This is a genomic window from Streptomyces sp. NPDC019443 (assembly GCF_044389785.1).
Lineage (GTDB): Bacteria > Actinomycetota > Actinomycetes > Streptomycetales > Streptomycetaceae > Streptomyces.
Genome location: NZ_JBIRYJ010000009.1, coordinates 37,482 through 51,044, shown reverse-complemented (window position 1 = coordinate 51,044; position 13,563 = coordinate 37,482). Strand labels below are relative to the sequence as shown.

General features: G+C 67.5%; 11 protein-coding genes and 3 pseudogenes. 11 read left to right on the top strand and 3 right to left on the bottom strand.

The genetic code is table 11. From position 1 onward, the window contains the following. Window positions 1-43 precede the first annotated feature (43 nt). From ACH492_RS25940 to ACH492_RS25895, 10 genes and pseudogenes are all read left to right on the top strand, one after another. A complete protein-coding gene (locus ACH492_RS25940) occupies window positions 44-466 on the top strand; it encodes a DUF6507 family protein (protein WP_398990082.1) in 423 nt (140 codons plus the stop codon). Then, a complete protein-coding gene (locus ACH492_RS25935; RefSeq protein WP_398990081.1) occupies window positions 463-3,564 on the top strand; it encodes a hypothetical protein in 3,102 nt (1,033 codons plus the stop codon). The genes ACH492_RS25940 and ACH492_RS25935 overlap by 4 nt, the downstream gene beginning before the upstream one ends. Further along, window positions 3,561-4,421 (top strand): immunity 49 family protein, encoded by an 861-nt coding sequence (locus ACH492_RS25930; RefSeq protein ID WP_398990080.1) that lies wholly within the window; start codon window positions 3,561-3,563, stop codon window positions 4,419-4,421. Before ACH492_RS25935 ends, ACH492_RS25930 begins: the two co-directional genes overlap by 4 nt. Window positions 4,422-4,483: 62 nt before the next feature. Then, window positions 4,484-5,268, top strand: a pseudogene (locus ACH492_RS25925) (immunity 49 family protein). A 44-nt stretch (window positions 5,269-5,312) separates the two neighbouring features. Next, the gene (locus tag ACH492_RS25920) at window positions 5,313-5,933 is read left to right on the top strand and encodes an immunity 49 family protein (protein ID WP_398990079.1); all 621 of its coding nucleotides are present in this window, start codon (window positions 5,313-5,315) and stop codon (window positions 5,931-5,933) included. Window positions 5,934-6,112: 179 nt separating this feature from the next. Continuing rightward, window positions 6,113-6,304: pseudogene (locus ACH492_RS25915) on the top strand (Imm49 family immunity protein); the annotation flags it as partial. Window positions 6,305-6,464: 160 nt separating this feature from the next. After that, complete coding sequence (locus ACH492_RS25910; protein ID WP_398990078.1) at window positions 6,465-6,791, top strand: immunity 49 family protein; 327 nt, start codon at window positions 6,465-6,467, stop codon at window positions 6,789-6,791. Window positions 6,792-6,872: 81 nt separating this feature from the next. Then, window positions 6,873-7,244, top strand: coding sequence for a toxin-antitoxin system YwqK family antitoxin (locus ACH492_RS25905; RefSeq protein ID WP_398990077.1), 372 nt, complete (start codon window positions 6,873-6,875; stop codon window positions 7,242-7,244). A 208-nt stretch (window positions 7,245-7,452) separates the two neighbouring features. After that, window positions 7,453-7,659: pseudogene (locus tag ACH492_RS25900) on the top strand (Imm49 family immunity protein); the annotation flags it as partial. A 46-nt stretch (window positions 7,660-7,705) separates the two neighbouring features. Continuing rightward, the gene (locus ACH492_RS25895) at window positions 7,706-8,308 is read left to right on the top strand and encodes an immunity 49 family protein (RefSeq protein WP_398990076.1); all 603 of its coding nucleotides are present in this window, start codon (window positions 7,706-7,708) and stop codon (window positions 8,306-8,308) included. On the opposite strand, the gene ACH492_RS25890 is transcribed toward ACH492_RS25895, so the two are convergent. Further along, window positions 8,256-8,867, bottom strand: coding sequence for a hypothetical protein (locus tag ACH492_RS25890; RefSeq protein WP_398990075.1), 612 nt, complete (start codon window positions 8,865-8,867; stop codon window positions 8,256-8,258). The two genes, ACH492_RS25895 and ACH492_RS25890, sit on opposite strands and share 53 nt — an antisense overlap. Before the next feature lie 504 nt (window positions 8,868-9,371). Between ACH492_RS25890 and ACH492_RS25885 the strand changes: the two genes are divergently transcribed. Next, window positions 9,372-11,837, top strand: a complete 2,466-nt coding sequence (locus ACH492_RS25885) for a PQQ-binding-like beta-propeller repeat protein (RefSeq protein ID WP_398990074.1) — start codon at window positions 9,372-9,374, stop codon at window positions 11,835-11,837. A gap of 15 nt (window positions 11,838-11,852) precedes the next feature. On the opposite strand, the gene ACH492_RS25880 is transcribed toward ACH492_RS25885, so the two are convergent. Both ACH492_RS25880 and ACH492_RS25875 read right to left on the bottom strand, forming a co-directional pair. After that, entirely contained in the window at window positions 11,853-12,752 is a 900-nt protein-coding gene (locus ACH492_RS25880) for a PaaX family transcriptional regulator C-terminal domain-containing protein (RefSeq protein WP_398990073.1), read from the bottom strand. Window positions 12,753-12,793: 41 nt separating this feature from the next. Beyond that, window positions 12,794-13,414, bottom strand: coding sequence for a GNAT family N-acetyltransferase (locus ACH492_RS25875; RefSeq protein WP_398990072.1), 621 nt, complete (start codon window positions 13,412-13,414; stop codon window positions 12,794-12,796). Between the last annotated feature and the right edge of the window lie 149 nt (window positions 13,415-13,563).

The following is a 13,563-nucleotide window of genomic DNA, read 5'->3' as shown; positions in this document are numbered from 1 at the left end:
GGTGTGGTGGCGGTGAGGCAGATCAGTACGCAGGGGGGCGTTCATGTCGACGTGGGACATCAAGCCGCAGGGGGTGCAAGGCCAGTTGAAGGTCACCGGCACGCATGCCGGGGATCTGGAGAAGGCCTTGACTGCCCTGCTCACGGACATGTCGGAGGCGGCCAAGGCGGCGGGTACGGCCGTGCCGGGCTCTGCGGCCGAGACGCCCCTGCAGGGGCCGACGGCGTCGGGGAAGCCGTTGACGCAGAAGGCGACGGGGCCGGTCGGTGCGGCGCTGGCCGAGTACCTGAACAAGCGCCACCCGTCCCTCAAGGAGATGGCCGAGCGTATCCAGGCCGCCGTTCTGGGCGCGGCCAAGGCCACCAATGAGTACGTCGAGGGCGACCTGGACGCGGCCAAGCACGCCCAGGACGCCGCGAAGTCCGTACGTCTGGATCTTCTCAAAGACGCCGGGGGGCGCAAGTGAGCGGGAACGCACCGGTCGACCCGGCAGAGGTGCCGGTCTTCACCGGCGATCTGGAAGTGCTCGACACGAAGGTGAAGGCGCTGTCCACCGGCGGCGCCAAGATCGCGACCGCGGCCGGTGACGTCCACACCTCCTTCGGCGGGCTGCGGGCCTTTTACAAGGCCCCTGAGGCGGAGCAGCTGTTCGCCGTCACCAAGCCGGTCTCGGACACCGGGCTCTCGCTGAGCTCCGACCTGTGCGTCATCGCGGGCGCACTGGGCACCTATGCGAGGGAAGCCCGTCCGCTGAAGGAGAAGCTGGATAACCTCAAGGGCGAGGCATCCGCTTTCCGTACCAAGATCGCCGACGACGACAAGTGGCGTGAGGACGGCGATCTGATCGATGAGAACCTCGATCGCCGCAATGAGATCGCCGAGGTCTGGGCCGCCTTTCAGGAGATCGAGCGCACCTGCCACAACAAGATCGTCGCCCTGGTCTGCGGCACACCGCTGAAGGTGAACGACGGCTCCAACAAGGCGGGCATGTACGGCTACGACGCCGAGGCCCTCAAACAGTCCAAGAGCCTGCCCTGGGGTGACGCGGTCGAGGAGTCGACGCCTGCGTGGCAGGTGTGGGAGCACGCCTGGGACTTCGGCAAGGGCGTCATCGTCGACGGAGTCTGGGGCACCATCAAGGGCCTGGGCACCCTGGTCGGCTTCAGCGGCTGGGACGCTGCGGGCCAGGCGTGGGTCGGTCTGGGCAAGCTCGCCACCGGACTGGTGATCACCTCGATCCCGGGCGCGAACGTGGCGTTCTGGATGGCCGACGACAAGGACATGCCCGCCTGGCTGCGGGACTCGCGTACGGCGATGAAGGAGACGGGCAAGGCGCTCGTGGCCTGGGACCAGTGGGGCGAGAACCCCGCCCGGGCGGCCGGCGCGGTCACCTTCAATGTGGTGACGACCGTCTTCACCGGCGGCGCCGGAGGCGCGGCGGCCGGCGCGGGCAAGGCGGGCGCGGCGGCCAAAGCCCTGTCCTTCGCGGGCAAGGCGGGCCGGGCGATCGACCCGACGACGTACATCTTCAAGGGCGCCGGTGCGGGCCTGTCGAAGATCGGCGATGTGATGGCCGGCCTCAAGGGCATGGGGAAGATCGAGATCCCGGCACTTCCAGAGGGCGCGATCACGTTGCCGGAGGGCTCGTTCAAGATGCCCGACGGCACCCTGCACCTGCCCGAGGGCGCGGCGATCCCGGAGGGCGCGTTCGAGGTCCCGAAGGGCACGGTCCAACTGCCCGAGGGCGCGGCGATCCCCAAGGGCGCGGTCGACCTGGGCGACGGAATGGTCAAGATGCCCGACGGCACACCGCCCCCGGCCGGTTCGGTGCCCGTACCCGAGGGCGCCATCAAGGTCCCCGAGGGCACGACCGCCCTGCCCGAAGGCACGGCCAAGGTGACCGACTTGGACGGCAACACCGTCTACGTCGACGGCAAGGGCAACCTGCTCAAGGAGGACGGCACTCTCCAGCAACACCACTCCGCGGCCACCAAGGAACCGGGCGGCCAGGGAGCCGACCCTGCCAACCCGACCGCCGGCGCGGACAACCCCCGCGTGCCGAACCCGACCCGCGAACCGGCCCTGGTCGGCGCGGGCGCGGCCCACGTCGGAGACAACGCGGGCGGTGTCATCCGGCTCGGCGACAGCCTCGACAACAACCTGGGCGATGCGGGGCGGTTGGGCCACGACGCACCGGGCGCCGGAGCGGTCGACCGCACGCCGGGCGGCGGCCTGGGCGACAACCTGCCGACGGGCCAGGCCGGCAACAACCTCCCGGGCGGCACGGCGGGCAACAACCTGCCGACGAACAACCTGGACAACACGGCGGGCGGCGCGGGCCGGACCGGCGACAACACCCCGGCCACCGGCAACACTCCGCCTGGCGACAACACGGTCCCGGGCCCCCGCACCGAGACCCCGGGCGCGGGCGGCGGCGGCCGAGACCTCCCGACCGGGGCGGTCGACGAAGGTCTTCCGGCGCGCCCGGAGCTCCCAGGCCTGGATGCCCTCGACGACGCTGCCCGCGCGCGTGAGAGCGGCGCGGACAACGCGGGCGCCGACGCGGCCCGCGCCGGCGACGACGCGGCCACGCCTGCCGGGGGCCACCCGGCCGGCGGCACCCCGGCCCCGCGCCAGCCCGTGCCGCGTCCCGAGTTCATGCTGGATGGTCCGAATCCCTACGGACCGCGCGGACGGCTCACGCTGGAGCAGATCGAAGAGATCCAGGTCTACCGCGCCAACGAAGAGCCGGGCTATCGCGAGAAGTACTACCAAAAGAACGGTCACCGCCTGCGCCTGTCACTGAAGGACGAGAGCGGGTACAGCCCGACCCAGCTCACCCAGATGTCGGAGAACGGCCCGTGGATCCGTGCCAAGGACGCTCCTGAGGCCCCCGAACCCCACTTCCTCGACGACGACTACATCGGTGTGGGCGCGAACACCGTCACGAGTCCGGCCCGGCTCAGAGTGCTTGACGAGGCCGCGCAAACGCGCCACTTTGCCGTGGAGTGGGACAACCTCGTCGAGGCGTGGAAGACGGAGACCGGCAGGGCCCACGAAGTCCGCGGCACCCCCGACTCGGCCGGGGCGTGGGCAGAGGCCAGGGGGACGTACAAGGAATCTCACACGGAGATGGGCAACGCGACCGAGGCATTCGGTGAGGCGGCAGCCGAGCACCACTTCATCGCCGAGCGTTACCCGGACTTCAAGAAGGAGAATCTCCTCGGCCCGAAGAACGGTAATGACCAGTTCGACCAGGTGTGGAAGCACGACGACGGACGGATTGTCGTCATCGAGGCCAAAAGCAGCCCCGGTACGGATCTCGGCGCACGCACCCTTCCTCCTCCCAGTAGAAGGTCTGTTTCCCAGGGAAGCAGGGAATACTTCCTCGACATTCTCCGGGTCATGGAAAAGCGCGGCGAAATGGATCTCGTGGATGATCTACGGAAGGCGCTCAAGGACAGCAAGTTGGAGTACGTCGTCGTCAAAGGTGAGAAGAACGCAGGCACGTACACTGGCTACCAGTACCGGCGGTTCGACATCAGCAAGGGGACTCTTCCGTGACCGTGATTGTTGCCCGGCATGGCGTACCGGGACCCGATGCCGAGCAGTTCGCGGAGCGATTGAGCGAGCGACTGGCCAGGCGGATCGACGAACTCGAAGAGTCGACAGACATGATCGACTTCGATTTCAGCACCGCGCTCCTGACACTGCAAGCCCACTGTGTGGCTGACCCGGAAGCGGCGAAGCTGGAGACGTGGGAAGCCACCGTCAGCGCGATGCAGTTGGGCTCGGCGCTGTTCGCCGTGACTGGTGCGAGCGAGGGGACCGTGGAGTGCCGTATCAACGGGAGGATGCGGACTGTTCCGGTGATCGGACCCCAGCCGTTCGCCGATGCGGGGAACTGGCTGTCGGCGTTCTGGCTGGCGGTCGTCTGCCGTGACCAGGCGCGGATGACGCAGCTGTGCGAGATCCCGCTGGAGCGGCTGCGTTCGCCCGAGGGTCAGTACGAAGAGTTCATGTACCACTGGGTGGATGTCCTGCAGACGTACTGGCTCCAGCGTCCGGGCCTGGTGGACAAGCTCATCGCGGCAATCGAGGGGTCGAACCCCGAAGTAGCGCGGACCGTTCCGCGTGACCTGCTGCAGGGTGTGCTCTATCCACCGATCAACCTCTTCTACCACTTCGTGCGCAAGCACGAAGAGGGCTTCAGTCCGGCCCTGGTGGAGGCGCTGAAGCTGCACAAGGCGTACTGGACCCTGAACGAGGAACGGGAAGCAGACATCGACGGCACCATGGCTCTGGGGCCGCTGGCCATGGCGTGCCTGGCCTACGACGGGAAGCTCCCGATCGAGGTCGAGTCCGGCTACCTGCCCAAGTATCTGCTCGAACGTGGTTGGCTCGGCGAGTTCCCCACCTGAGGCACAAGTGACCATCCAGCGTTCCTCGCCATGACTTCCCTGCCGAGGCAACCCAGGAAAACATGGCAGCGCTCATGGAGAGCACCAGTCGGGTCCTCGATCGCCTTGAAAGATCGGAGATGTCCCGTTCCCGGGCTCTTGACTGCGCCTTGACCGTGGCCATGTCGTGCTGTGCGGGCGATCCGCAGGGGACGAAGTTCGAGACGTGGGAGGCGTGGATCACGGCCATGCAGGTCGGCTCCGCGCTGTTCGATTCGGCTATGGCGGCGGAAGGCCCGGTGCCGTGCCGCATCGGGATCGCCGGCGAAGTGAAGCATCTCCCAGCGACCGGACCGACCTCCTACACGCACGCCGGGGCCTGGTTCACCGCGGTCTGGCTGGCGACGATCTGCCGCGAGAACGAGCGCCTCGACCGGCTCATGCGGGTGCCGGTGACGTTCCTCCCTGAGTCCGGCGCCGTGTTCGACGAGTACGTCTACGACTGGGCGGAGGCTCTGCAGAGCTACTGGTTCCGCTGGGCGGACGACATGTGGAACAACTTGGTTGAAGCGATTGACGCACCAGCCCTCAAGTGGCTCAGATCGCCGAAGAGGAGACTCTGCTGAAGATCTTTTATCCGCCGCTCGAGCTTTTTCAGCTCTACAGCCGCGGGGAGACCGAGAAATTCAACGCCTCGCTGGCCGAATTCCTCACCTGGCACAAGCAGTACTGGACTGGCGACGAGGCACGAACCCTGAACAGCGACGGCCTGGTAGCCCTCGCCCCGCTCGCCATTGCATGCATGGCCTACGACAACGGCTTCCCGATCGAGGTCGATTCCGAGTACCTGTCCAAAGAACTCCTGTAGTTCGGCTGGGTCGGCGAGGTCGACGCCTGAGTTACGGAGAGCATGTGGCCACGAGCATTTCCCGGCATGGCGTACCGGGACCCGATGCCGAGCAGTTCGCGGAGCGATTGAGCGAGCGAGTGGCCAGGCGGATCGACGAACTCGAAGAGTCGACAGACATGATCGACTTCGATTTCAGCACCGCGCTCCTGACACTGCAAGCCCACTGTGTGGCTGACCCGGAAGCGGCGAAGCTGGAGACGTGGGAAGCCACCGTCAGCGCGATGCAGTTGGGCTCGGCGCTGTTCGCCGTGACTGGTGCGAGCGAGGGGACCGTGGAGTGCCGTATCAACGGGAGGATGCGGACTGTTCCGGTGATCGGACCCCAGCCGTTCGCCGATGCGGGGAACTGGCTGTCGGCGTTCTGGCTGGCGGTCGTCTGCCGTGACCAGGCGCGGATGACGCAGCTGTGCGAGATCCCGCTGGAGCGGCTGCGTTCGCCCGAGGGTCAGTACGAAGAGTTCATGTACCACTGGGTGGATGTCCTGCAGACGTACTGGCTCCAGCGTCCGGGCCTGGTGGACAAGCTCATCGCGGCAATCGAGGGGTCGAACCCCGAAGTAGCGCGGACCGTTCCGCGTGACCTGCTGCAGGGTGTGCTCTATCCGCCAATCAACCTCTTCTAAGGAGAATCGCGTTGGTCTCGATCATCCCCCGCCACCCTTTTCCCACGAGGAACGCGGAAGCGAGCCTCGCCGTGCTCCAAAACAACGCACAGGAGCTGATCGACGGGCTGGAGGCGCGCTCCACCAGGCTGGGCGTTGCCTTGGGCACCACGCTCACCCTGGCCAAGGCGCACTGCCTGATGGACCCGAGGGGGTCGATCTTCCCCACGTGGGATGCCTGGGTGAACGCGATGCAGGTCGGCTCCGCCGTGTTCGCTGCCGCGACCACGACCGAGGATCACGTGCAGTGCCGCATTGCGCACAAGGACCGGATACTCCAGGCCACTGGCCCGCAGTGGTATGTGCACCCGAACACCTGGCTCACCGCCTTCCACCTGGCCGTGGTGTGCAGGGAACGGGACAGGATCACGGCCCTGTGCCAGGTCCGCTGTCCCTGCTTCGCGAGAACGGTTCGCGCTTCGATGAGTTCCAGTACGCCTCGACACTCTCCAGACCTACTGGCTTGGCGGACCCGACCTCGGCCAGAAGCTGGTGGCCGCGGTCGACGGCACGGACCCGGAGGCCGCCACCGACCCGGAGGCGGTGGGCAAGCTGCTGTACCCGCCGATGGAGATGTTCCACCGGATCGTCCGCCAGGACCACGCGGGCTTCAACCGTGCGCTCGCCGCCGCCCTCCAGTGGCACAAGGAGTACTGGAGCGAGGAGGACCGAGCCCTCACCATCCCGAGCCTTGTCGCGCTCGCGCCGCTCGCCATCGCCTGCTTCGCCCACGACGCGGGCATCCCCATCGAGGTCGAGTCGGAGTACCTGCCCGCCACCCTCCTGGGGCGCAACTGGTGCGGCGAGTTCCCCACGTAAGCTGGCAGACCATCAGCGGCGGCCACGATCTCCCGGGCGGTTCACGGGCAATCCGCCGACTGACGAATATTGGATCCCTTGATGGCTGCGGTAGAACGAATTGATATTGACGACCCCGAAGTCGACATGGATTACGGAGGTCGTGTGCTGTACAGGGGGGAGCTCTTCACCGGAGAGGTTACAGAGTACACAGGAGACGCTCTCATCAGCTTGGACAACTATGTCGATGGCGTCCAGCACGGAGCCAGTCGTGAATGGTATCCGGACGGAGCTCTTCGCTCCGAAGGGCAGGCGCTGATGGGTCGCCCAGTTGGAACTTCGAAGGAATGGCATCCCAACGGCAAGCTTGCCGCCGAGAAAGTTTTCGCGGAGGACGGACTGACCATGCTCGCGGATCGAGCATGGGATGAGAACGGCTGCTCCACGAAGAACTGGGAAAAGGCGTCGGACTGACCGATCTCGTCTCTGGCGGACTCCAGCTCCCGAAGAAAAAGAGTTCGCCTCGAGCTCGAGACGGAGAACTTGGTGACGGTGACGCGGCACGGCGGCCCAGGGCCTGACGATCAGGCGTATGCGCAGTCCCTGGGCGAGGGACTCCTGAGGACGATCTCGTTCTTGGAGGAAGCGCCTGAGATGTTCGACGTAGCTCTGGGACACGGCAATGCTCCACGTCCAGGCGCGGCTGGCGGTCAATCCCGATGCGTCTGACCTCCAGACTTGGGAGGCCGTCGTGACGGCGATGCAGGTGGGCTCGGCGATGTTCGCTTTCGCCGGCCGGACCGAGGGCACCGTCGAGTGCCGTATCGCCGAAAAGATGCGTTCCCTGTCGACGACGGGGCCGCGGCTCCATGCCAAGCCCGGCAACTGGATCACCGCGTTCTGGCTGGCCATCGTGTGCCGCGAGCAGGAGCCGGATGACCGAGCTGTGCGAGATTCCGCTCGACGTGCTGCGTGCTTCGGGCACGGAGTACGACGAGTTCGTCTACCTCTGGATCGACGCCCTCCAGACGTATTGGCTGGAACGTCCAGGACTGAGCGACAAGCTGGTTGCGGCGATTGAGGCCTCCTACGCGGCGAACATCCAAGTCGCGGACATGGAACTTGTGGAGAGGATCCTCTACCAGCCGCTCAATATCTTCCACCGCTTCCTGCGCAAGGACCGCGAGGGCTTCAACCAGGCCCTCGTCGAAGCCCTGGAAATAAAGGTGTACTGGACGGCGTCGGAGAAGCGGGAACGCAGCGTCGCGGGCTACCTCGCGCTCGGTCCGCTCGCCATCGCGTGCCTCGCCTACGACGCCGCCTTCCCCATCGAGGTCGAATCGGACTACCTGCCCAGCGAGCTGCTCAACCGAGCCTGTCTGGTGAGTTCCCCACATGAGCCGACGGCACGGCCCCGGCCGCTGCTTCCTTCTGCCGAGCCGTGCAGTGGCAGCAGTAGGGACAGCAGGCAGCATGGCCTCGCTGTTACTGCACGGTCCACTTCAGCGGGGGCTGGTAGTAGCCCCTGGAGTATGTGATGGTCGTTGCCGCCTTGCCCTCGTGCACCAGGAACGGCGCACACCTCGTGTGGGCTTCGCCCTTCTGCCACGGGGCATCGGGATCGTCGTCCTCGCAGTCGGCGGGCTTGCTGCTCAGGTCGAGGCCGAGGATGAGCAGTCGCTGGACCGGCACGTCCCCCGCGATGAGGACGCCCACGTCCGACATCACCATGGGACCTGTCATCGGAGCGTCCCCATCAACGAGCTTGGCGTTGACATACACCCAGACCGGCGCCCAGCCCTTGTACTTCGGATCTTTCAGTTCGTCCAGGTCGGCTGCCTTGCCCACGACCACCCGCTGCGGCGTGATGGTGAACTTGCCCGTTTTCCCGTTGCTGCCAAGCTCTACCGTCTTTTGGCTCGGCTGCCCGATACGCAGCGGCTTCTCGGTGGCCTGCGAGCCCTTCGACGGGTTTCCGGCGCTGTCGCCGTTCGGGCCTCCGGAAGTTCCGCAGGCGGCCAGGAGCATTATGGCCAGTACTGTTCCGGCGGTGCGTGCGGAGCGTCGCGTTGTCTCGGCCCTTGTGTGCGTCAGCACTTGATTTCCCTCGTTCATCCGGGTGTTGTGGGCTTGAGCTGCGAAGGAGCCCGGTTGGGCCTGCACAACACTCTCAAGCCCTAAGTGTATTGATCACGAGCGCCGCGAAGTCAGGCGGCCGGTAGTTCGGCGTGTGTGGTGCCAACAGGTCGTCATCTGAGAGGAGTTCAGCGAGCGTCGTCTGCAGGGTCTCAGGGCTCGGTGTCGGTCTCGCCTCGGGCGTCCGCTGCAGCGCCCTCCAACTCATCCCGCGGGGACGCTCGTTGAGGGTGGCCTGACTGCGGGCCGGACAGGGGGCAGAGGTGCGCGGTTAACCGACCCAGCCTGGACGCGTCCGAGGGCATCGGCCGCCATCCATGGGTCGAATCCGGCCGCTTTCGCGCAGCGAGGCCCCGCTTCCTGCGGGATACTTGGCCCGCCCATTGACCCGGGCGGCTCCGCCGGGTGGAACCGGGTGCATCGGGGTATGGCCGGTATGCCACGGCATCGAGGGGGAGAACGCAGGTGCAGTCTTTACGGACCGAAGACCCGCGGGCCATCGGCCCGTTCCGCATCGTGGGCCGACTCGGCAGCGGGGCCATGGGGCAGGTCTTCCTCGGGCGGTCCGCCGGCGGCCGGGCGGTGGTCGTCAAGACGACGCGGCCGGAGCTCTCCGACGACCCGGAGTTCCGCAAGCGCTTCGCCCGTGAGGTGGCGAGTGCGCGGGAAGTCAGTGGTCCGTACTCCGCCGTCGTAGTGGACGCCGATCCCGACGCCGAAAGACCGTGGTTCGCGACCGAGTACGTTCCCGGGCTGTCCTTGACCGATGCCGTGTCCGCCCACGGACCGCTGCCCGAGCGGTCGCTCTGGCCGCTCGTGAGCGGTCTCGCCGAGGCGCTCGACGCCATCCACTCCGTCGGCCTCGTGCACCGGGACCTCAAACCCTCCAACGTCCTGCTGACTTCCGGTGGGCCTAGGTTGATCGATTTCGGGATTGCGTACTCCACCACCGCGAGCGCGCTGACCGGTACCGGGGTCACCGTGGGCACTCCCGGCTTCATGTCGCCGGAGCAGATCACCGGCCGGTCCACCGTGGCCCCGTCCACCGACGTCTTCGCCCTGGGCGCCGTGCTCGCCTTCGCCTCCACCGGCCGAGGGCCGTTCGGCGTCAGCGAGGCCCAAGTCATGATGTTCCGTACGGTCCATGAGGATCCGGTGCTCGATGGGATGCCCGACGCGCTCCGGGCCATGGCTCTGCGCTGCCTGTCCAAGGATCCGGTTGCCCGGCCGACCCCCGCCGAACTCCGGCTGGAGGCCCAGGGCCAGGAGCGCGCCGGGGGCGGGCCTGGCCCTGACTGGCTGCCTGCTCCGGTGTCGCACGACCTGTTGGACCGGGTAACCGCGGTTCTGGGGGCCGAACCACCGCAGGAACTGCCCGCTTCGGAGCACTCCGGACCCGAGCGCGAGGACGGCCCCGGTGGGGTCGGCAACGGTCCCGGAGGGACCACCGTCGGCCTTCTGCCCAAGGCGCCCGTCAGAGATGCGGGCACGAGCACCGGCGCAGACCCCGAAGCGGGAAGCGCGCCGGATCCGGTGCCTCACGACGACGAGCAACCTCAGCTCGCCACGGGCGGCGCGAGCCCGGTGCCGCAACCGCAACAGCAGCCGCAACCCGAGCCGCACGCGCAGCCGCAGCCGCACCCCCACCCGCCCACCGAACTCGGCCGGGCCCCCGCCGGGCCCGGGCCACACCCGCCCGGCGACAGCTCGGTGCTACGTAAACCAGAACGCTCCGGGCCGCCCGCAGGGAGAGCAGGGAGCGTGACCCGACGCAGGGTCCTGACCGGGGCCGCGTCGGTGGGCGCGGCGGGCCTCGGCACCATGGCCTGGGTGCTCCGCGACGGGAGCCGTGGCGATACGCCACGCACCGGGGGAAGCAGCGGGGCGAGCACGGCGTCGCCGCGGTCGGGGGCGCCATCTGCCACGCCCGCGGCCGATGTGAGTTCCGGCAAGCAGCTCTGGCGGACCGACATCGGACATGGCGGAGACTATGGAAGCCGCCCGCCCGCGCTCGCCGGTTCCACCGCGTACTGTGCCTCCGCCGACGGGCATCTGTACGCGGTCAACGTACGGACGGGCGACCGGATCTGGAAGAGCAGCATCGGGACCAGTTGGTCGACTCCCGCCACGGACGGCAGCAGGGTCTACGTCGGCACCATCAAGGGCAAGCTCCTGGCGATCGACCGTACCCGGGGCGCCAAGCGCTGGGAGTTCACCACCGGCGACGGGGGCGGCTCAATGCCCGGCATCGGGTCATCGGCCACGGTGTCCGGCAGCACCGTCTACTTCGCCAGCGACAACACGAATCTGTATGCGGTGGATGCGCAGTCCGGAAAGCAGCGCTGGAAATTCACCGCCGGGTACGCGCTCGACTCCACGCCGACGGTGTCGGGGGACACCGTCTACGTGGGCAGTATGGACAATTCCCTCTACGCCGTGGACGCCGGGTCGGGCAGCCTCCGCTGGAGCTACCCGACCGGAAGCGACCTCGTCTCCTCGCCCGCCGTGGCCGACGGCGTCGTTTACATCGGCAGCCGCGACGGCAACCTCCACGCCGTCGACGCCAAGACGGGGAAACGGCGTTGGCGGTGGGCGGCCCAGGTCACGGACTACTCGCCGGTTGTGTCCGGGGGCGTTGTCTATGTCACGTACGAGCTTGAGCTGTTCGCACTGGACGCGGCGACGGGCCGGAAGCGCTGGGCGTTCCCCATGCACAACTCCGAGAGCAACTCGGGGACCAGCGCGGCGCCGGCCGTGCGGGACGGCACCGTCTACGCGTCCGGCAACAACACGCTCTACGCCGTCAACGCCGGCACCGGCCGCAAGCGCTGGTCGCTCGAACTGGAAGGCAACCCCTCGGATCCAGTCGCGGCTGCCGGAGCGGTCTTCGTCACCTGCGACGACGGCCACCTCTACGCCATACGGGCCTGACGGAACCGCAGAGGCTCAGCGTGCTTGATGTGCTCCGTCGTGGATGACGTCGGCATACAGACTGAAGAGGCGCGGTCGTGGATGGTTGTCCGCCACCGCGACTGTTGGGTACTCGAGGAGCTGGGTCCAGCAGCGGGCCGCGAGGTGGCGGGCGTGTGTGCCGGTCCAGGGCTGGGGGAGGAGCTCGGGTGGGAGGAGGGGGTCGGGTTCCATGGCGCGGGTGAACTCGGCTGCGAGTTCGATGGCGATGGTCAGCCGTTCGGTTTCGGTCGGGCTTGCGGTGTCGTCGAGTTGGTCGAGTTGGTCGAGTCGGGCCTGGGCGAGTACGGCGAGCCGGTCGTAACGGTCGGCGATCTCTGCCAGGGGCCAGAGTTCGGATGCCAGGTCAGTGGGGGCGCGGTGTTCGCCTGTGCGCAGGTCGCTGCTGGTGAGGAAGGTGACGGCATCCAGGATGCCGAGGTGCCGCGCCTGGGCCTCGACGTGTTTCTCGATGGGGTTGGCGCTGACGTACAGGCCGCCCTGGACGGCGGCTGCGCCGAGCTTGAGGAGGGTGTCGCGCAGGATGTCGCGGGCCGCTCTGGCTGATTCCGGGATGGCGAACGCGAAGAGGTGCCAGACGCCGTCCCAGGGGGCGTGACCACGGTCCTGTTGGTACGCGTAGCGGACGTAGTCGACGTTTGGCGCAAGGGATCCCGTGACGTCGGCGGTGGCGCGCAGCAGGGCTTTGCGGCCGCGGCCTTCGTGGGTGAAGCGGCCTTCGGCAACGAGTCGTTTGATGCACAGACGTACCTGCTGGTCGCTCATTCCAAGGGTGCCCGCGATGGTGTAGAGCTCGCCGGCGTCGACGGTGCCATCCTCGCGGACCATGGCATGCACGAGCAGGCGGGTGGGGATCTCGGGGGCGGCTTCGGGCATGGGCCGAGCATAGGCGTGTGGGATGCGCGTTTCCCCGGTGGTCACGCCCGCTCTCCGGCAGGCGGGGCGACCTCTCCCAAGGGCGGGGCGATGGAGCGGTGCATGGTGGTGACGGCGCCGAACCCCATCAGGCGTCGCAGGTAGGGCGTCTGTTCGGTGTGGAACGCGGTGAATCCGTGCCGTTCGTAGAGGGCGCGTGCGCGGGGATTGACGTCGATGACGTCAAGCCGGACCTCGTCGCAGAGGTGGTCGACGGCGACACGCAACGTCTCCCTCAGGAGCAGGCTGCCGATGCCGTTGCCGCGGAAGTCCGCGTCGACTGCGATGCCGTCCATGACGAGCTGTCCTGGTGCCGGGGTGCGTTCGAGCAGGGCCAGAACTGCGAGTCGCGGGATTCCTCTGAACAGGCCGTACGTATTGAGGACATCGCTCACGCCTCCGCCGGTGAGCCCGCGCCCGTCGAGCTGGAAGCCGGCCACTCCCACCACCTGGTCGCCGGCGAGTGCCACCACAGCCCGGTCCCGGTGCAGATGTGTCGCGATGAAGTGCCTGCCTGTGGCGGGTGGGTTGAGCGCTGCGCCCAGTTTCCGGCCGAACGCCTCCCAGTACAGCTCGGCGACGCGTTCCTCGGCTCCGTCCGGCACGCCGCGCCGGACGGTCATCGGTCCGCCTTCAGCGGTGCTCCTGGCTTCCCGTCTGTTCTCCGCGTTGGCCATTCCCGGCCCTCCTCGCTTCTTGTCCTGCGCGCTGTAGCGATGCCACTATCCACTGTAGTACGTTCGTTCACTAAACGATCGTTTCTTAAGCGATA